Consider the following 18,269-nt stretch of genomic DNA (forward strand, 5'->3'; position numbering starts at 1 on the left):
GCAGGGTCCGGCAAAAGTCCTGCAATCGCGATAGCAACATTAGCGCGCAGCAGTGCCTTTCGGCGACAAAATCCACCGCGAGCCATGTTTCTGCCAGTCCGCCCCTATCAGGCCAGCAATATGCGGGATGTCCCGCGCCGCATCGCCTGTCAGCCGAACCATGCCGGTAAAGGATCGCCCGGACAAGTCGCCAGTCAGCGTCAGATCGACACGATAGCGCCGCTTCACAGCATCTCCGACGACCGACAGTGGAACATTGGCATATGACAGCGCCCCGTGTCGCCAGCCGCCGACCGTCTCTACCGCGATTTGCGAGACGGCGACCGTCATATTGTCCTCAGCCACCGTTATGGCGCTTCCGGGGGTGAGCCTGACCGACTGTTTGCCCGGTTCAAACACGACAGCGCCCTCTGCAACCTGTACATCAAGGCGTGGCCCCGCGCGGCTTACGTTGAATATTGTCCCCGCGTCCTCGATCGTACGCTCACCCGATTGCAGGGTAAACGGCTCGCCAGCATCATGGCGGACATGGAATGTCGCTTCGCCCTGTTCCAACGTGGCGACGCGCAGATTGTGGTGGTCCAGCGTCAGGCGGGTCGCTCCGTTCACTTCTATCCGCGTGCCATCGCTCAGCGCCACGTCGCGCTGCTCCCCCGGCTGGGTCACGATCGTATATCGACCGTCGGCTGGCATTACGGCAAATCCGATGATCGTCGCCGCGATCGCTGCCGCCACACCAGTACCGATCATCCGCCAGCGCGGCTTCGCATCATCATTGGCGGCCACAGGACGCTCTGCAACCACGGGAATATTATCCTGGAGCGCGATCGCATCATAGGCACTTGCATGAAGCGGGCTGGCTTCCAGCCACGATATGAATTCATGCCAACCCGCATTATCCATGTCGTGACGACGCAGGTGCCAGTCGATTGCCTGATCGACAATATCGCCCTTCTCGACGTTCACGATATAATATCCTTCATAACCCCTAGACGATGTGAACCTGCGCTTTCCTCACCAAAGGCAGAGCCAGCATCGTGAACCTGCCGATAAGCCCGTTGCAACAGCTTCTCCACACCGCTCACACTGATCCCCAGCGCCTCGGCAATCGTCTTTTGCGACTGCCCCTCTACTCTGAACATTCTGAACGCTGCGCTCATGCGTTCGGGCATAGCATTCAGGATCTCGGCGATATGGCTCAATCGTTCGCGCGCCAACAAGGCACGCTCGGCATCGGGCAACTCTTCTGCAACCGGCTGAACCTCCAGCCAGGCCCGGTCCCGCGCCGTCCCGCTCGTCGCCGATGTCCGCCTATCGGATGCCAAATTCGCCGCCATCCGGTATAGATAAGCCGCATTATGAGCGATGGGCACGGGCGGAAGGTCGATCAGCTTGAGCCATAATTCCTGCGCAGCGTCTTCCGCATCTTCCCGATTGCCAAGCCGAGCGACAAGCAGGCGCATCAGCATCGGGCGCTCCTGCAGGAATGTCGCCATCAGCTCTGTCTGTGCCATTAATCCTCCGCCCACAAACAGCCTAGCGGACCTCACCGTTGCCCGACAACCCGCAACGGTTTGGAAAATATCACGACCTGAAGCACGAGACGTGCGCCGGGTTCCTATCCCATGGTCTGTACTTGTGCGTCCCGTCTATGCCACCAAGTGGCGGAGCGGAAAGAAGAGAACATCATGAGCATGAGCGAACCTAAAGACGGAAAATCTCCATCGTCGATGATCGACGAGAGAATCGCGGAACTGGGCGACTGGCGCGGCGAGATGCTCTCCCGGCTCCGCGCGTTGATCAAGCAGGCCGTGCCGGAGGTGATCGAGGAGTGGAAATGGAGAGGTGTTCCCGTGTGGTATCACGACGGCATGATCTGCACGGGCGAAACCTACAAAGCTGCCGTAAAGATGACCTTTGCCAAAGGGGCCGCGCTTGACGATCCGTCAGGCCTTTTCAACGCCAGCCTCGATGGCAACACCCGACGCGCCATCGACTTCCACGAGGGAGCAAAATTCGATGAGGAAGCATTGAAGGCGCTTGTTCGCGCAGCCGTGACACTGAATGCATCGCGCGGACGCGGCTGATCGTGCTAAATGGGAAGAACAAATCTCTCTAAATACGCACGGTCCGCCGATTCAGTGCTGAATGCGTTCGTGACGTCGTTTACGCCATCGTAAATCTTCTGCCTCTACAGAACTGATCGCCTGTATCCGTGCAATCGGAATAAGATCACCATAAGGGAATATCGTAACAACGAACAGGCAGACACGGTTTTCAATATTTTGAATAGGGCATAAATCCAATTTAACAGCGTAAGCGGTCAGCATTGAAATCGCCGTCTGCCAACAGACTCTGCGCAATCGCCTATTTCGAGACGGCGCAACCGCCTATTATCAAAAGAACGCAACAGCGAGGGCACATGGGTCATTTTTATTCGCTGCGTCTGGCAGCAGCTTTAGTGCTTCCCGTGAGTTGCTGGATTCCAAGCGCTATGGCCCAAAGCGGGGAGACTGATGCAGTTCAGCCGAACGTCATTATATCCACGAACATTGGCGTGGTCAGCGACTATAGGTTTAGGGGACTCAGCTATTCCAATCGCGATCCGGCATTGCAGGGTGGTATCGACGCTGCGTTTAAATCCGGCTGGTTTGTCGGTACATGGGCATCCACGATCGCGAAAAACAGCGGCTCCCACACGGAAATCGACCTTTATGGCGGCTATGCGAGCGAGAAGAACGGAGTAAATTATTCTGCGACCTTCTATGGCTATGTGTATCCGGGCGGCAGCGGCGTGAATTATTTCGAGCTGCAAGGAAAAGTCGGCAAGACCATTGGCCCGGCACATCTGGAGCTTCAACTGGATTACACCCCTGACCAGTGGAATAGCACCAGGGACAATTTATATATCGGGGCACAGACGTCGGTCGGCATTCCGGGCACGCCGCTGACGGCCAAGCTGCGCGGCGGGCGCGAGAACGGGAGTTATAACGATAAATGGGACTGGGAAGCCGGGCTAAGCTATTCGCGTCGATGGCTTACCGTTTCGGCGTCTTACGTCGATACGAACTATCACGGCGCTGACGAAGCCGGGCGGTTAGGATCTGCGGGTTTTGTCGGTTCCGTCATAGCCAGTTTCTAGAAGGGGGGACGCGATGTTGCGCACATTCTTATCGGTCGACATGGTCGGTTCGACTTTGTTCAAGGCGCGCTACAATGGCGAGGGGAGTCACGGATGGCTGGAGACGTTCCGCACCTTCTTCACCAACTTTCCGTTGATGTTCGCAGGACAAATCGGATTCGAGTTCCTCGACAATGAGGATTCAACGCCCGCCTTCGATGTGTGGAAGGTAATGGGCGACGAGGTCATCTTCGTGATCGAGCCGGGAACAGCGGAAGAACTGACCTCTGTGCTGTGTGCTTTGCTTCGCACGATGAAGCTGTTTGAGCAGCGCCACTTTCAGGAACTGCCGTTGCGGCTGAAGGGAACAGCGTGGATTGCCGATTTCAACGGCCATAATATCGAGCTGGATATCCCTGAGCTTTCAGCAAGTGAATCGGCGCGGCATGTGGATTACATCGGGCCGGATATCGATCTGGGCTTCCGCCTCTCCAAATATGCTCGCCCTGCCAGCCTGACTCTATCGTTCGACGTGGTCGACATACTGCTCGGTGCGACCAATGCGGACAGCATCGCGCTTTATCTGGTGGGTCGTGAACCCCTGAAGGGTGTGATGTTTGAACGCCCTTATCCCATCATCTGGATGCGACAGGCCGATGAGGAGTTCGACTTTCTGCCGTGGGAGATCGAGCAATGCGGGATGATGGCAGCGGCGATCGCGGCTCAGCCGACCCCGCGTGCGGCGCTACAGGGTGCCATTACAGATATGCGGCACTATCTCCGCAAGATGCACGGCATCATCCGTCCGGCGTTCAGGATTGAGGGTCACGGTTAGAGTCAAGCTGAGGCGTTGCCCCGTCATAGCGGATGACGAGTATCGCGATGTCGTCCGATTGATCCACTTCCCCGACAAAGTCGCTCACGCTGGATGCCAGCCCTTCGGCAATCATCCGCGCCGACGATCTCGCACTGGCTGATCCCAGCGCCGTTTCGATTCTCCCCGTGGTGAAAAGCTCGTCACGCGCGTCGGTCGCCTCCGATACGCCATCGGTGAACAATATCAGAGCATCGCCGGGATCGAGCTGAAACCGGGCCGTGCCAAAAACAATATCCTCGAACACCCCCAATGCCATGCCCGGCAACTTAACCAGCCGCTCAACCGCGCCGTTCGCTCGACGAACGAAGGGCGCTTCATGACCACCGTCGCTATAATCCACCATACCCGTCCGCAAATTCAAAATGCCGCTGAACGCAGTCACGAACATTTCGGCGGCATTGTCGCGGGCCAGTTCCGAATTTACCCGCGCCATGATCTCCGCCGTCGAATGGGCCGACAATGCGTTCGCCTTGAACAGGGTCGTGGTCATGGCCATAAAAAGTGCGGCAGGAACGCCCTTTCCCGAGACATCGCCGATCACGAAGAACAAATGGTGCTCGTCAATCAGCACATAGTCATAGAGATCACCCCCCACTTGCTTGGCGGGTTCAAGCAGAGCGAAAATGTCAATGTCGCTGCGTTCGGGAAAAGGCGGAAAGACACGCGGGACCATCCCGATCTGGATATCGCGGGCGGCGGACAGTTCGCCCTCCACACGTTCGCGCGCCGCAGTCGATGCCTCAACTTCGATGAGATAGCGCTGGAGCCGCGCGATCATTCCCGACATTGCTTCGGCCAGACTGCCGACCTCATCGCTGCGCGCGCTGCTGATCGCCCGAATGGCCGACATTTCCTCATCGTCGGTCTGAAAACTGCGTAATTCCATGTTGCGGGTAAAGGCTGTCAACCGGACCAGCGGTTCGACTATGCGAGAGACGAGCAGCCAACCAACGATCATGGCAAAGATAAACATTCCCAGTCCGACCAGGATCGAAGTTTTCAAGGCTTGCTCAAGACGCTGGCCGACCATCGTAAGGTCGACGTCGGCGCCGATCACAAACATGCGTCCATCGCCAGTGCGGACCGGAACATAGATTGAGCGAAAACGGCCAAAGGAATCGCCATATTGGTCGAAACGAACGCGGCCATCTTCAAAGCTGCGGTAAAGTTCGCGTGGCGCTGTGTCGTACAGCGTGAAAAAACGCGTCGGTCGCCCTTCCCGCATTTCGCGCGGCGTGGCGCTGGTCGCCACGGTGCGAATTCGATTGTCGAAGCGCATATAGGTATAGGTGTACATGAGCCCTGAAGCGTCCGCGAAGCGAGAGAGCCGTTTTTGAAGCGCGTCGAACTCCGCCGGGGAGATCGAGTTCGGCCCGGTGATCCGCTGATGATAGTCGGCCGGCACGATTTCGCGAACCGCATTGACTGCGGTGCGCAGCCGCCCGTCGATGCCAGCGATGATCTCTGCACGGTCGATATTATAAAGGACGACGGAATAGGAAATTGCCGCAACGATGTTCAGCGTAAACAGCAACAGGAGTAGTTGAAACTTCAACCCGAAACGGCGGCGTCGCTCCAATCCTGTTTCATTCGTATTGTCCATCGCGCGTTTGTGCTCCATCGAAACTCTGCCAGCACTGAGACGGGCTTCTGACTATTAAGTCCATTAGGAATTTACCGGGAAATGCATCGGGTTTGATATTTGTGCAGCGGCGATCGAGCCAATAGGGACGATCGAGGGGGAGAATGTATGAATATCCTGTTGAACAGACTGTTCCACGTCGAACCCGGAGAATGGACAAAGCTCCTTCAATTTGGGCTTTTTGGGCTGATGCTCCAGATTGGGCTGGGCCTCGGATTCAGTGCGGGCGACGCGGCCTTTCTGACCCATGTCGGCGCGGACAAATTGGCTGTGGTGTTCCTGCTGACGCCTGTGGTGATGGTCGCCTACACACTGATCTTTGCTTATCTGCTCGTCCGCTACTCGATCAATCACGTCATCGACATCACCCTCGCCATGCTGATCGGTGGGGGCATCCTGTTCTGGTTGCTGCTTGGCGCAAAGCTGCCCCTCTTTTGGCAGACCACGGTCTATTACGGTCTCAAACTCTATCTAGGGATGTGGTATATCGCACTATATTCCCTGTTCTGGAATTTCACGGACACCTATTTCAATATCCAGGACGGAAAGCGGCTGTTCCCCCTGTTTGCCGCCTGTTGCGCGCTGGGGACCACCCTTGGCGCCTTGATCGTCAGCCAGTTTGCAGGCGTGATTCCCTTGCGCGGTTTCATGCTGATCTGGGCGGCAATCGCGATGGCGACCGTGCCGGTTGCGCGATCGCTCCGCCGACGCTGGCAGAGCATTGCAGACAGCGATACCGATCTTGACGACCAGATCGGCGATGTCCGCCTCCAACTCACGCAGGTAATAGATGCGTTCAAGACATCATCCTACACGCTAAGACTCGCGATCGGCCTGTTCGTCATGCTGCTGCTGACCAATTTGGCTGAATTCCAGTATTCGGCAGTGCTTCAGGTCGGTCGGAGCGAGGCCGAACTCGCGACATTGCTCGGTAAACTCTACGCCGCATCGCATATCTTCAATGTTTTTATCTGTCTGTTTGTGTTCAACCGTCTGGTGGGGCGAATTGGTGTACGCAATGTGTCGCTCATTTTGCCCCTCACCTACTTCACGGTCTTTGGATATTTCTTTCTGGCGGGGGGCGCAGGCGCAGCGCTGGCCGCCTTTTTTGCCTATCATGGTGTCCTCACATCAATCGAGTACAACAACCAGAATCTGCTGTTCAACGCCGTTCCTTCGGCGGTCAAAAGACCGCTGCGGACGATCCTCGAAGGGTTTTGCGAGCCGCTGGCGAGTTTGGTCGCAGGCGGTTTCCTGGTGTTTGCCGCGACACGGACAGATATGCGCGAACTGTCCGGCATCGGCGTGATCCTTTGCCTGCTTCTGATCGCTATCGTCATTGCGATTCGGCACCAATATCCCGTGGCGATGGCAGCGAATATGCGTCGTGGCTGGCTGAATTTCAGCGATCGGCGCGCACTGGTCACAGCCGCAGACGCAGAGGAATTACCCGCAAACTGCGAACAGTCCATCGCCGAACTTCTGGATCAACTGACGCACCGCGATGCGACACTTCGCAAGACAGCACTCACCGCGCTTCATGCAACAGTGATGCCCGGCGATATTGCAATCGTGCCCCGGTTGATTGCGGCGACGGGCGATCTTGAACGGCACGAAAGAGAGTCGATCATCACCCTGTTGGGCATCATTGGAGACGTGGCCGCAATTCCCGATATCCTGATACTTGCCTCCACACTCAGCCCGCGTGAGCGCCGTCAAACCGCCTCAATGCTCATTTCCATGGGCGAAACGGCTATTCCCGGACTGACCAGCTTTCTGGCTGATTATGCCCTGCCCGTCCGAGCGCGCTCGATTGCCGCGCGCGCACTGGTCTCGCTGTCTCAAGCGCAGTTTGCTTCTCAGTTCGAGCGGCTTGTGCGTGATGAGCTGCACGGGGCGCATCGGCTAATAAACACGGCAGCACAGTTTGATTCTCAACGTGCCCGCTCTCCTGCAATTGGACTGCTTGCGCGTTTGCACAGGGAACGCATTGACGGTTCGGTCGATTTCGCGCTGGAACTGCTCGCTCTGGGCGGCACGCTTCCGGATTTCGATTTGTTGATCGTATCCCTGCATTCGGCCAACACCAAAGTCCGGGGCAACGCGATCGAGGCGATCGAGAATGGCGTAAACCATGCGATCTTTCGGCTATTGGCACCCTTGATTAACAGGCGCAGCGAAGTGTCGAGGATTGAGCATAACGAGGAGGATTTTATCGACCTTGTGACGAATGCCCTGACATCCGGCAATGATTGGGAAACAGCACTGGCGGCACAGGCACTGGCCGATTGTCTTCCGCATCGCGCTCTCGCTGGTCATCTACGCGCGGTCTTGAAGCCCGATGTCACACCGATGGTCCGGGAATTGGTGGCGACTCTGCTAAAACTTGACGCCATCACCGCGCCCACGATCGTCGATCGGGTCAACGCTCTGCGGACGATACCGGGCTTTGCATATGCCTCAATGGATGCGCTGGTCGCCTTGGCAGGACGACTCCAAATCACAGATCAGGCCCAAATGCCGGGTATGCGCTTTGAAGTGGGCGACACGACTTTCGGGCTGGATAATCGGGATGTTCGAGAGGTTGCCACACGCTATGCCGATCTCGCGCTGACGATGCTCAAGGCGCAGGATAATCGCAGCTATGCGGGGTGAAGGCGTTGCGATCCAGTCGCTCCTCATGCGGACTTTCGTTCCGGCCGTCACCGTCATGGCCATCATCATGGCGATGCTCGTTTATGGTCGGGTCTACGCGATCATCCTTGACGGGTTCGATCGCAAGCTGGTCATCACCAGCACGCTCACCGGCGCGCTCATCGACCCGGTAGACCATGAAAATCTGGCAGCGATCGCGCGGAGGGGTGTTCAAGATACCGCTGTCGGGCGGTCGGCGGAATATCTGCGCAATGTGCAGCCGATGCGGAAGATCCGCAACCAGTTGCAACTCACCTACCTATACACTCAGGTCTTTGGACGCACGCAGGACATCGCCTACATTCTCGACAGTAATATCGACAAAGAACATTCGTCGCTGGGTTCAGAAGACAACCTGCCTAAAGGCACGCTGGGGGATCTGCGCGCAGCAATAACGGCGGGACGGGTCCATGTCTCGCCGATCGAATATCAGCAACAATGGGGGCTGCTGAAAACCGCGACTGCACCAATGCGAACGAGTCAGGGTCAGATCGCCGCCATGGCGGGCGCGGACGTGAATATTTCGGTGATCCGGGTGGCGACACAGAACGCACTGTTCGCCAGCGCTTTGATCGGCATCATATCGCTCGTCATCTGCACACTGGTCGTGCTCGTCATTGTTTCACGCGTTGCGCGGCCCATCGAACGCCTGAAACTTGAGGCGTTACGGATCGCAACTGGTGACCATGCGCGTCCCGACCATCTTACAGGCCCGCGTGAGGTAACGAAATTGCGCGACGCGCTGTTCGGGATATCCCTTAAAATGAGGTCAAAACTGCTGGCCGCACAGGAAGCCAGTGCGCGTCATGAACAGAAAAATGCGCGGCAATTGCTGGAAGATGCGCTTGTCAGCGACGGCACATCGCCCGTTACATTGGTCGATAATGACGCCTTGCTCGTAATCTGGCTGGGCAGCACGGAGGAGCGGCTCGATCAAATGCTGCATCGACGCGCGATGATCGCACTGGCCCGGCGGATCGAACAGACGCCAACACTGTCCGTTGCATGGGAAATGCTGGCCGACGGAGCGCATGGCGGGATATTGGTTTTAGACCGGCAGGCACTTTCTCTACATCTGAAGGGGGAAGCGATCGTTTCCATCCATGTCGGTGGCGAAGACGGAACGGACGTGCCGATGCGGCCGGGGCAGAAAATCACGCTTACGGGCAACGAAGATTTGTGCCTGACAGACGGAGCAATTCCCCTGAAGTGGCGGCCGGGCGCATGAACGGGGTGGACCTGGCGACGACGATAGCCGCGCTGCGTGCAATCAGCCCCTTTTCCCTGCTCGGTGCGGGCGAAATACTGCTGATTGCGGAACAGGCACGGCAGCGGAAATTCGCGGCGGGGCATATGCTGATCCCCGCGGGCAGTGTCGCCGCGACCCTGTTCGTGGCGATCGACGGCGTTGCGGAAACGACCATTGGGCCAGTGGGGGCCGTTTTCGACGTGCCCGGCTTGCTATTCGGACTGGGCGCCCGTGCGGATGTCCGTGCCGGAGCAGGCGGCCTTACAGCGCTTGTCATCGCCAAGCCGCATGTCTTCACCATCGCCCGCGAATGCCCCGAATTCATCGTTGGCTTGCTCGATGCTCCGTCAGGCGATCGGGAATGAACATCCGCCTTACCATTCTGTCGCTAAGTATTCCGCTCTTTCTTCTGCTGGTCGGCTTGAACGGCGCGCTGTTGTTCGATCAGGAAACAACGGAGATGAAGCAGGCGCTGGGCGATCAGGCCGTCGCCGCAGCGGTCACGGTGTCAGCGTTTGCAGCTACCGCCCCGGACCCCGTCCGCTACCTGACGCAACCGGCACGGCGCGCGTCCGTGCAGAAAGCGACTATGGAAGTTACGGAGTTAAAGGCGCTGTATCTCGTGCGGTCCCGCACTATCGTGGCGCACCTGATCCCCGCCTCCGCGACCATCGACGCCGCCCGCCTTCATGCCCCCGCAGCGCCGGTTGCACTTCCCATCGAAACGAACTCCGCGGGGCGACGGGTCGTTGCGGCGTTGGCACCGGTTTCCCCCGACATGTTCATCGTCAGCGAGGTGGATGCCGAGCCACTCTATGCACGCATCGCTGCGCTAAAACGATTACTCCTTCTGCTCCTGATCTCCGCAGGGGTAATCGGCGGCGGCCTCGCCCTGCTGGTCGCGCGGCGGGTGACGCGCGAACTGGCGCTTAATCGAGCCATGATTGCCGCGATAGCGCGGGACGCTGCGCCCCCGCCCGCCCCGGTGTTGATGATCCGGGAAACACGCGACCTGGCGGCTGCGGTGGGCCTGATGGGTGCCAGCCTTGCGGCCGGACTTGAACGGGACCGGCGCGCAATGATCGAACTGGATCTGCTGCGTGACGAAACCGCCAGCGTGGCCGCTTATCACCAGGCAGCGTTCGCGCCAGTGTCATGGCATAGCGCGGGCGTTACGGTGGAGGTTCGGATGTTGGGCGATGCGCCGGCTGGCTGTTTCTTTGCTCTTTGCAAAGGTCATGACGGGAAACATGGTGCACTTGTAATGGGCGAATGCACCGCGAGCACACCCGCGACGGCGCTGGCGCAAGCACTGGCGGCACGGCGCTTTTTTGAGGGGCATACGGGCGCAGGAAACACTGTGAAATGTGTCGCGATAGCGCGCGACGCCTTCGAACTGGCGCGTATCGTCTGGGTTGACTGGACCGACAGCGAGACGGTGACAGCAACGAGGACATTGGCCCTGCTCGACGACAAGAGCACCCAACGCGCCGCCGCCTATGTCCATCAGATGGGAATGCTCGATCCGGATGCATTGATGGGCGATCTAACCGCGCTGCTGCCCGTTTGTGGCGTACTGGCGGTTCTCGGTCGCCAGCGGCCCGTCAACTGATGCTGCTGAGCGCCGCTTCGACATCCGCTTCTATCTGAAAAATGGTGGAAAAACCGCTGATATCGAACACCTCCTGCACGGATTCGGACAGCCCTGACAGCACCAGCCTGTGACCGCTGGACTTCGCCGTCTTCGCGCCCTTCAGCAGCACTCGAAGCCCGGCCGAACTTACATAGGCAACTTCGGCGAGATCGATAATCGTGGCAGCATTGGCCTGCACTCGCGCAGGCAGCACGGCTTCCAATGTGATGGCAGTGTTGCTGTCCAGTCGACCCACCGGAGAAATGACGAGCGCGTTGCCCCGGATATCTTCGCTGATGTGCATGGGATTCCTTTGAAGGCTGGACGAACTGCGAGAAGAAGTATCGCGGAGATTGAGATATTTTTCCACTCGATTAAGCTGCTGTGGCGAATTCCCGCAGATATCCTTGAAGGGCGGGCGATATGGTAGCTGATTTTTCCCGAACCCTTTCCGGCGACACGACGGCATTCGTTGCCTTGCTCGAAGCGATCGAAGTTTACCTGAAGGAGCATGACGTCCCGGACTTACCGAGGGGGCGACTGATGATCGCTTTCGACGAAGTGATCAGCAACATCCGAAACCACGGCGGCGCACAAGGGCACACGCCAAGAATAGACGTGCGGATTGCCATCGGCGATCGGTCGGTCGAGGTGGAAATCCGTGACGATGGCATCGCGTTCGATCCGGTCGATCTGAAAACACCCGACACCAGTCTTTCAATCGAAGAGCGCGAAATCGGCGGGCTCGGTATTCATCTGGTCCATGCGTTGATGGATGAGGTTCGGTATGAGCGGCAAGACGGTGTTAACCTGCTACGATTAAGTTTGGGCTTTCGCTTGCCTTGACCTTTGTCGAGGAAATGGATCATCGGGCGGACAAAGGGATCGACATGTTTTCGATGGCGTCAGCAGTTTTCGCGCACGACGATACAGATGCCGAAATCATCGAGATCGCCTTTCTCGATGATGCCTGCGGACTTGGCATCCGCGCGACTGCCGCAATTTCCGGGGGCAGCGAAATTCACACGTTTGTCGGATCGATATCTTCGGAGGTCAGTCAGCACAGCCTGCAAGTGAGTGATCGTCGGCATATCGCTGAGACACAATATATTGGCTATCTCACTCACGGCTGCGTGCCGAACAGCCGACTGGACATGACGCGCTTTGCACTGATCGCGATCAGCGACATTGCGCCCGGTGATGTCCTCACCATCGACTATTCAGCGACCGAAGACCGGCTTTACCGCCAGTTCCCCTGTCACTGCGGAGCGACAGGGTGCCGCCGTTGGGTTACGGGACGCGCAGAAACTCCCGATACGGCCGCCATGACGTATCTCAACACACTGATATCCCAAACGGCATGACCGCCTTTTGGTGGGAACGCCACGACCTGCGCTATTCGGAACGGCGACTATTCTTCGCCGGTCATGATGTCGCAACGCTGGCGGACAGAGCGGACGGCCCCCTGTTCCTGTACAGCGCGGCAAGGGTTTGTGAAAACTTGGAACGGCTTGAGAGTGCGCTCGCCAGCACCGGCTGTCCGCATCGCATCTACTATGCGATGAAGGCCAATCGCTTTGAACCGTTGCTGGAAATGCTGGCATCGAACGGTGGATGCGGTATCGATGTCTGTTCACCGGGAGAACTGGACCATGCGCTGGCGTGCGGTTTTGCGGCACGCGATATCAGCTTTACGGGGACCGGCGTTTCAAACCGCGATCTCGACCGGATTTTGGTACATTCCGAACTCACGATCAATTGCGATTCAATCGGCATGATTCGCCGAATTGGTGAGCGTTCGCCAGGACGTGCGGTCGGCGTGCGTGTCAATCCCGGACTCGGCATCGGCTATGGCGACAGTGAGCGGTTAATCTATGCCGGGGCGCGGACAACCAAATTTGGGATCTATCGCGAGCAATGGCGCGAAGCTCTGGCTATGGCCCAAGTTCATGGATTGACGGTCACCAGCCTGCATTTCCACGTCGGCTGCGGCTATCTGTCACAGCAATTGGGCCGGTGGGAAGAAGCGCTCATAGCATCGCTTTCTTTTCTGGATGACCTTCCCGACGTGCAGACAGTCAATATCGGTGGTGGACTGGGGCTGCCCCACTGCGCTTCCGACACCCCTCTCGACCTCCCTCGCTGGTCCGCCATTCTTCGACGGCATTTTCAGAACAGGAACGTAACTGTCGCGGTTGAGCCGGGCGATTATCTGGTGAAGGATGCCGGGCTTTTGCTGCTGACCGTTACCGATGTCGAGCAAAAGCGGGATACGCTGTTCGTTAGCGTCGATGGTGGTTTCAATCTTCACCCCGAACCTGTTTATTACGACCTCCCCTGCGAACCCGTTGCCTGCCTGCCGCGCGACACCGATCCGGCAGCCTGGCAAGCCGTAACGATTGCCGGCAACATCAATGAGGCCCTCGATCTTTGGGCCCAAGACCACCCGATGCCGACATTGCAGGAAGAGGACCATATCGCGCTCCTCAATGCTGGCGGCTATGGCGCGGCGATGAGTTCAAACCACTGCATGCGCGGCAATTTTGTGCAGAAGCTTCTGCCTCATACTTCTAATTCATAAATCTTCGCCGATGCCTGTTGAGACGTTACCCTGACTGCCACTCTCCACGCTGCATTTCGCGAATACCGATAAGCAAAATACAACGCCGCATTAACCCGATCCTAACGCCGTAAACATAGCATGAATCATGGCTACTCAGGGCAATCGGATGAATTCTTCTACGGCGTGTGCGAACGCATCTTCGGCTACCCTCGGCATTCAGCACAATGCGCCTGCGAATCTTGATACCAATGAGCCGATGCAGTCCAGAGACAGTCATCGTAAAGGGGGATCAAACCTAAAACTGCGTGACCTCTGGCCTGCCGTCGCGCTTTTTTTCGTCGGCATGATGGCGCTCCTCATCGCCACGCTCTCCCCATCTGGAAAAGATGGTCAATATGCCGTGGTCGCGCCCCCCTGGTATGGGCTCGGCGACACCGTCACGCTGATACAAAAGGCTGATGGCGGCATAGTCGACATGGGAGGTCCTGCGAACATTATCATCGCCCATTCGGAAAACCCGGATTTTGTTCGCGCGCTCTATAGCGCGGGCGCGTGGCTCGTCGTCGATCCGATGAAGCTGCGGGGCTGCGTCGGCTTCCGGTCGGAAGCTCAATGATGTCCGAACTCGACAAACTCCGCGCCCAATTTGGTCGATTTCTAGTCATTCTCTTTTGGTTGCACGTCCCGCTCCTGGCGCTCGTGGCGACTATGGTGGGGCGTTCGCCGGTGGAAGCCGCACTGGCCGGTACCTTGCTTGCGGGTGCCTATCACCTCACATGGCGGCGCAACGGTACCGCACCTGCCACTCGCTATCTGTCCGCCGTCGCGCTGATGGGGGAGCCGGCGCTGCTGGTCTATCTGCTGTCGGGCAATGCCTGGCAGATGGATATGCACATGTATTTCTTCGCCACACTAGCGCTGACAATCGCGTGGTGCGACCGGAGAGCCGTTCTGGTGGCTGCCGCTGCGGTCGCGATCCACCATCTGTTGCTAGAATTGATCCTGCCCTATGCCGTGTTCCCCGGTGGCGGCGATTTGGAACGCGCCGTCCTCCATGCCGCTATCATTGCATTCCAGACGGCAGTGCTTGTCTGGTTGAGCAACATGCTGGTCGCCAGCTTCAACCGGATCGGCGTGATGAGCGCAGAGATCATGGCCAAGAACGTGGCGCTGGAAGAACGAACGCGCGAAGCTGAGGCGGCGAACCAGGCCAAGAGCATGTTCCTTGCCAATATGAGCCATGAAATCCGGACGCCGATGAACGCCATTCTCGGTTTCTGCCACCTCGCCCTCCACACCGAACTGACGCAGAAACAGCGGGATTATATCTCCAAAATCAGCGGTGCCGGCGCTTCATTATTGCGCCTTATCAACGATATTCTGGATTTCTCGAAGAACGAGGCTGGTAAGTTGTCACTCGAGCGACGGTCATTCGACCTGAAGTCCTCGCTCGACACGCAGTTGCGACTGGCGGCGATGGATGCGGATGCAAAGAGTGTCACGCTGCGATCGGTGATAAACGAGGCTGTCCCGCCAACTCTTATTGGGGACGATCTCCGCTTCAACCAGGTTGTGCTCAACCTTGTCAGTAATGCCATCAAGTTCACAGAAAACGGCGCAGTCACTCTCTCAGTGGATGTGGTGGAACGGCAGGACGATGATGTCACGCTGAAGATATCCGTCCGCGACACGGGTATGGGCATGACGGACGAACAGCAGGCCTATCTGTTCAATTCCTTCGCTCAGGCGGACAGTTCGACCACAAGGCGGTTCGGAGGCACGGGCCTCGGCCTTGCGATCAGCAAGCAGATCGTCGAGCAGATGGGCGGCAATATCTCGGTCGAAAGCTATCCGGGACTTGGCAGCACCTTCACCTTCACCGTGGTGATGGAGGTCGGTGAAAGCGAAGGCATGCCAACGGGCGAACCCTCGCAGGATATCCTGAACCTGCGCGTGCTCGTTGCGGATGATAATCCCGCATCGCGCGAAATTTTACGCGAAATCTTCGCGTCATGGTCGATGTCCGTCGACCTTGTCGCATCTGGCGCGGAGGCGATTGGCGCGCTTGAAACGGCCACGTTAGCGGGAGCGCCGTATGACCTTTTCCTGCTGGACTGGAAAATGCCGGGTCTCGACGGAATCGAAACCATCGAAGCTATGCGGGCGGATACGCAATTGACCAAATTACCCGTTGTGCTGCTCGTGACAGCCTATGGTCATGATGAATTCAGGGCCGAAGCGGAACGGGCCGATGTCGCCGCCTTCCTGACGAAACCCGTAGAGCCCCGAACCTTGCTCGAAACGATTACAAGTTTGTTCACAACCGACGATGCCCGAAACGCCAAGGCCGTTGCAGCCGTTGAGGCGATCCCTATGGTCTCGCCCGAACTGCGTGGTCTGCGTGTACTCGTTGCCGAAGACAATGACATCAACCGAGAAATCGCGATCGCGTTGCTGACCGATGCCGGCCTGGAAGTGGATATCGCTGAAAATGGCCGCATAGCCTGCGAGCGTGTCGCGAATACGCGCGTGCCATATGCTGCGATCCTGATGGATGTGCAGATGCCAGAGATGGACGGGATCGAGGCCACTATCCGCATCCGCAACGACTGGTCGCCCGAAACCCTTCCGATCATCGCCATGACCGCCCATGCCTATGAAACAGAGCGTCAGCGCTGCTTCACCGCTGGCATGAACGACCATATCGCCAAGCCGGTCGATCCAGCCTTTCTGGTTCGTACACTTGATCGCTGGCTCAAGCCGCGCGGAGCATCGGTCGAGGACCAGGCCGATACCCCGGTCTCTGTCTTGACGTTGTTATCGCTCGACGAATTACCCGACAGTCTGCCCCCCTTCGACATCGAAGCCGCCCTAAGACGCGTCAACGGCAAGCGCCCCTTGTTACGCAAACTGATCGCCGGTTTTGGCGAACAGTTTGCCGACGTCGTGCCGACGCTGCGCAGTCAGATCGGCAATGCATCCCTGAGCGACGCCCGTCGCCTCGCTCATACACTTAAGGGTGTCGCGGCTTCACTGGAGGTTGCTGCCGTTGCGAAGGCCGCGGCAGAGGTCGAGGCAAGTTTGGCGGAAGGTGATCTGAACGGGATAGACGAACGGCTTATCCAACTGGAGGTTGTTTTAGCACCGGCACTTGCCGCGACCGCCCGCCTTGCGCGCCCGACTCCTTCGATTGCATCATCGCCTGAAGCCATCTTCGACCCTTCAGGCGCGGCGTTGGCGGCGGAGGAATTGCGAACGCTGCTTAAGCGCCGGAGCCTCGGTGCACGCGCAGGTTTTGACAAATTTGCGCAGGCGTCGGACGTGGCAGCGGACGCATGCCGAATGCAGACGATCAAGGATGCACTCGACCGGCTGGATTATGATCGTGCGCTGCTGCTTCTGGATGAAGCCGTTGCCGATGGCGCGTCCGCACATCCAATGGAAGCTGTCTCATGATCAAACGCGCAGTGATACTGATCGTCGATGACGAGATATCGAATATCGAGATCATGAATGCGACGCTCGAAGACGCTTATGAGGTCTGCTTCGCCACGTCCGGCGAAGAGGCAATTGCGGTCGCGCGCACGGTGCTACCCGATCTCATCCTGCTCGATGTGATGATGCCCGAAATCGACGGATATGAGGTTTGCCGGACGCTTAAGGAGGATCGGCTGTTGGCGGACGTGCCGATCATCTTCACGACCGGTCTTGACGATCAAGAGGCCGAAGCGCGCGGCCTCTCACTTGGCGCGATCGACTATGTTACCAAGCCAATCCAGCCCGTCACCCTGCGTGCGCGTGTCCGCAACCATATCGAGTTGAAGCGATTGCGGGACCAGCTCGCCGAGATGGCAGTGACCGATGCGTTGACGGGGCTAAGCAATCGCCGCCGTCTGGAACAAACGCTCGACGTCGAAACGGCCAGACTGGCGCACACGGGCGACTGGCTTTCAGTAATTATGCTCGACATTGATTTTTTCAAGCTGTTCAATGACACCTACGGCCACCCAGCCGGGGATCGCTGCATCGCCATGATCGCAGCAGCCCTCAACCGTGCCGTGTGCCGCGCCACGGGACTGACCGCCCGATATGGCGGCGAGGAATTTGCATGCGTACTGCCCGGAACCGACGCCGATGCCGCGATGATGGTGGCTAAGGATATCCACGCTCAAATCCAGTCTTTGCGCATACCCCATCAGGGGTCCACCGTGAGTTCATGCGTAACGGTAAGTCTCGGCGTTGCGACCGCACGTTGCCTACCCGGGATGGCGGCCGATCTCTGGATCGCCCATGCTGACCGCCAACTTTATTTGAGTAAGTCTGGCGGACGGAACAGGATTGTTGGCCAGAATTTCAGCATTGGCACGTCCGCGAGCGATCCAGGCGCTTCGATATATCCCCTCAATAGCACTGAAATGATACAGCGCGCCGGGTGAGATAAGCTCCCAAATCAGCACGATTGCGGAAACAGTGGATTCAGACCTTCCGAA

The 18,269-nt window shown here is 57.9% G+C and carries 18 protein-coding genes; 13 read left to right on the forward strand and 5 right to left on the reverse strand.

Going from position 1 to position 18,269, the window contains the following annotated elements:
- Window positions 1-39: 39 nt before the first annotated feature.
- Entirely contained in the window at window positions 40-966 is a 927-nt protein-coding gene (locus D3Y57_RS01330) for a FecR family protein (protein ID WP_239025770.1), read from the reverse strand.
- On the reverse strand, window positions 963-1,514 hold the full coding sequence (locus tag D3Y57_RS01335; protein ID WP_239025771.1) for an RNA polymerase sigma factor: 552 nt from the start codon (window positions 1,512-1,514) through the stop codon (window positions 963-965). The genes D3Y57_RS01330 and D3Y57_RS01335 overlap by 4 nt, the downstream gene beginning before the upstream one ends.
- A gap of 174 nt (window positions 1,515-1,688) precedes the next feature.
- Here D3Y57_RS01335 and D3Y57_RS01340 point away from each other — a divergent pair, with 174 nt between their 5' ends.
- Window positions 1,689-2,087: a DUF1801 domain-containing protein gene (locus tag D3Y57_RS01340; protein WP_121150678.1), complete on the forward strand. Its 399-nt coding sequence runs from the start codon at window positions 1,689-1,691 to the stop codon at window positions 2,085-2,087.
- A 51-nt stretch (window positions 2,088-2,138) separates the two neighbouring features.
- Here D3Y57_RS01340 and D3Y57_RS19965 read toward each other — a convergent pair whose 3' ends face one another.
- On the reverse strand, window positions 2,139-2,330 hold the full coding sequence (locus tag D3Y57_RS19965; protein WP_162986868.1) for a hypothetical protein: 192 nt from the start codon (window positions 2,328-2,330) through the stop codon (window positions 2,139-2,141).
- 164 nt (window positions 2,331-2,494) lie between these two features.
- Here D3Y57_RS19965 and D3Y57_RS01345 point away from each other — a divergent pair, with 164 nt between their 5' ends.
- Both D3Y57_RS01345 and D3Y57_RS01350 read left to right on the forward strand, forming a co-directional pair.
- Window positions 2,495-3,142 (forward strand): TorF family putative porin, encoded by a 648-nt coding sequence (locus D3Y57_RS01345; protein ID WP_239025772.1) that lies wholly within the window; start codon window positions 2,495-2,497, stop codon window positions 3,140-3,142.
- A 13-nt stretch (window positions 3,143-3,155) separates the two neighbouring features.
- Window positions 3,156-3,956: a nucleotidyl cyclase domain-containing protein gene (locus D3Y57_RS01350; RefSeq protein WP_121150682.1), complete on the forward strand. Its 801-nt coding sequence runs from the start codon at window positions 3,156-3,158 to the stop codon at window positions 3,954-3,956.
- On the opposite strand, the gene D3Y57_RS01355 is transcribed toward D3Y57_RS01350, so the two are convergent.
- Window positions 3,934-5,601, reverse strand: coding sequence for a PP2C family protein-serine/threonine phosphatase (locus tag D3Y57_RS01355; protein WP_121152012.1), 1,668 nt, complete (start codon window positions 5,599-5,601; stop codon window positions 3,934-3,936). The genes D3Y57_RS01350 and D3Y57_RS01355 overlap by 23 nt on opposite strands.
- A 147-nt stretch (window positions 5,602-5,748) precedes the next feature.
- On the opposite strand from D3Y57_RS01355, the gene D3Y57_RS01360 reads away from it, so the two are divergent.
- Genes D3Y57_RS01360 through D3Y57_RS01375 form a run of 4 tightly spaced genes read left to right on the forward strand, consistent with a single transcriptional unit; the run spans window position 5,749 to window position 11,195 of the window.
- Complete coding sequence (locus tag D3Y57_RS01360; protein ID WP_121150684.1) at window positions 5,749-8,295, forward strand: MFS transporter; 2,547 nt, start codon at window positions 5,749-5,751, stop codon at window positions 8,293-8,295.
- Complete coding sequence (locus tag D3Y57_RS01365) at window positions 8,285-9,562, forward strand: HAMP domain-containing protein (RefSeq protein WP_121150686.1); 1,278 nt, start codon at window positions 8,285-8,287, stop codon at window positions 9,560-9,562. The genes D3Y57_RS01360 and D3Y57_RS01365 overlap by 11 nt, the downstream gene beginning before the upstream one ends.
- Complete coding sequence (locus tag D3Y57_RS01370) at window positions 9,559-9,948, forward strand: cyclic nucleotide-binding domain-containing protein (protein WP_162986869.1); 390 nt, start codon at window positions 9,559-9,561, stop codon at window positions 9,946-9,948. The genes D3Y57_RS01365 and D3Y57_RS01370 overlap by 4 nt, the downstream gene beginning before the upstream one ends.
- Entirely contained in the window at window positions 9,945-11,195 is a 1,251-nt protein-coding gene (locus D3Y57_RS01375) for a hypothetical protein (RefSeq protein WP_121150690.1), read from the forward strand. The genes D3Y57_RS01370 and D3Y57_RS01375 overlap by 4 nt, the downstream gene beginning before the upstream one ends.
- On the opposite strand, the gene D3Y57_RS01380 is transcribed toward D3Y57_RS01375, so the two are convergent.
- Window positions 11,188-11,586, reverse strand: a complete 399-nt coding sequence (locus D3Y57_RS01380; RefSeq protein ID WP_239025773.1) for an STAS domain-containing protein — start codon at window positions 11,584-11,586, stop codon at window positions 11,188-11,190. The genes D3Y57_RS01375 and D3Y57_RS01380 overlap by 8 nt on opposite strands.
- A gap of 53 nt (window positions 11,587-11,639) precedes the next feature.
- Here D3Y57_RS01380 and D3Y57_RS01385 point away from each other — a divergent pair, with 53 nt between their 5' ends.
- The 6 genes from D3Y57_RS01385 (at window position 11,640) to D3Y57_RS01410 (ending at window position 18,215) form a co-directional block, all read left to right on the forward strand.
- Window positions 11,640-12,062: an ATP-binding protein gene (locus tag D3Y57_RS01385; protein ID WP_121150694.1), complete on the forward strand. Its 423-nt coding sequence runs from the start codon at window positions 11,640-11,642 to the stop codon at window positions 12,060-12,062.
- Window positions 12,059-12,580: an SET domain-containing protein-lysine N-methyltransferase gene (locus tag D3Y57_RS01390; RefSeq protein WP_239025774.1), complete on the forward strand. Its 522-nt coding sequence runs from the start codon at window positions 12,059-12,061 to the stop codon at window positions 12,578-12,580. Before D3Y57_RS01385 ends, D3Y57_RS01390 begins: the two co-directional genes overlap by 4 nt.
- Complete coding sequence (locus D3Y57_RS01395; protein WP_121150696.1) at window positions 12,577-13,797, forward strand: diaminopimelate decarboxylase; 1,221 nt, start codon at window positions 12,577-12,579, stop codon at window positions 13,795-13,797. The genes D3Y57_RS01390 and D3Y57_RS01395 overlap by 4 nt, the downstream gene beginning before the upstream one ends.
- Before the next feature lie 148 nt (window positions 13,798-13,945).
- Window positions 13,946-14,395, forward strand: coding sequence for a hypothetical protein (locus tag D3Y57_RS01400; protein ID WP_162986870.1), 450 nt, complete (start codon window positions 13,946-13,948; stop codon window positions 14,393-14,395).
- Window positions 14,392-17,235 (forward strand): response regulator, encoded by a 2,844-nt coding sequence (locus D3Y57_RS01405; RefSeq protein ID WP_121150700.1) that lies wholly within the window; start codon window positions 14,392-14,394, stop codon window positions 17,233-17,235. Before D3Y57_RS01400 ends, D3Y57_RS01405 begins: the two co-directional genes overlap by 4 nt.
- The gene (locus D3Y57_RS01410) at window positions 17,232-18,215 is read left to right on the forward strand and encodes a diguanylate cyclase (protein WP_205590038.1); all 984 of its coding nucleotides are present in this window, start codon (window positions 17,232-17,234) and stop codon (window positions 18,213-18,215) included. Before D3Y57_RS01405 ends, D3Y57_RS01410 begins: the two co-directional genes overlap by 4 nt.
- Window positions 18,216-18,269: the final 54 nt, after the last annotated feature.

This window comes from Sphingomonas paeninsulae (assembly GCF_003660165.1).
Classification (GTDB): Bacteria; Pseudomonadota; Alphaproteobacteria; order Sphingomonadales; family Sphingomonadaceae; genus Sphingomonas_O; species Sphingomonas_O paeninsulae.

What these genes read in the sequence shown, in the direction of transcription:
- D3Y57_RS01350 (WP_121150682.1), top strand. Translation starts at nt 3,156, where the DNA reads ATGTTGCGCACATTCTTATCGGTCGACATGGTCGGTTCGACTTTGTTC.
- D3Y57_RS19965 (WP_162986868.1), bottom strand. Translation starts at nt 2,330, where the DNA reads ATGCTGACCGCTTACGCTGTTAAATTGGATTTATGCCCTATTCAAAAT.
- D3Y57_RS01335 (WP_239025771.1), bottom strand. Translation starts at nt 1,514, where the DNA reads ATGGCACAGACAGAGCTGATGGCGACATTCCTGCAGGAGCGCCCGATG.
- D3Y57_RS01405 (WP_121150700.1), top strand. Translation starts at nt 14,392, where the DNA reads ATGATGTCCGAACTCGACAAACTCCGCGCCCAATTTGGTCGATTTCTA.
- D3Y57_RS01340 (WP_121150678.1), top strand. Translation starts at nt 1,689, where the DNA reads ATGAGCATGAGCGAACCTAAAGACGGAAAATCTCCATCGTCGATGATC.
- D3Y57_RS01385 (WP_121150694.1), top strand. Translation starts at nt 11,640, where the DNA reads ATGGTAGCTGATTTTTCCCGAACCCTTTCCGGCGACACGACGGCATTC.
- D3Y57_RS01345 (WP_239025772.1), top strand. Translation starts at nt 2,495, where the DNA reads ATGGCCCAAAGCGGGGAGACTGATGCAGTTCAGCCGAACGTCATTATA.
- D3Y57_RS01355 (WP_121152012.1), bottom strand. Translation starts at nt 5,601, where the DNA reads ATGGACAATACGAATGAAACAGGATTGGAGCGACGCCGCCGTTTCGGG.
- D3Y57_RS01375 (WP_121150690.1), top strand. Translation starts at nt 9,945, where the DNA reads ATGAACATCCGCCTTACCATTCTGTCGCTAAGTATTCCGCTCTTTCTT.
- D3Y57_RS01400 (WP_162986870.1), top strand. Translation starts at nt 13,946, where the DNA reads ATGAATTCTTCTACGGCGTGTGCGAACGCATCTTCGGCTACCCTCGGC.
- D3Y57_RS01365 (WP_121150686.1), top strand. Translation starts at nt 8,285, where the DNA reads ATGCGGGGTGAAGGCGTTGCGATCCAGTCGCTCCTCATGCGGACTTTC.
- D3Y57_RS01370 (WP_162986869.1), top strand. Translation starts at nt 9,559, where the DNA reads ATGAACGGGGTGGACCTGGCGACGACGATAGCCGCGCTGCGTGCAATC.
- D3Y57_RS01360 (WP_121150684.1), top strand. Translation starts at nt 5,749, where the DNA reads ATGAATATCCTGTTGAACAGACTGTTCCACGTCGAACCCGGAGAATGG.
- D3Y57_RS01410 (WP_205590038.1), top strand. Translation starts at nt 17,232, where the DNA reads ATGATCAAACGCGCAGTGATACTGATCGTCGATGACGAGATATCGAAT.
- D3Y57_RS01395 (WP_121150696.1), top strand. Translation starts at nt 12,577, where the DNA reads ATGACCGCCTTTTGGTGGGAACGCCACGACCTGCGCTATTCGGAACGG.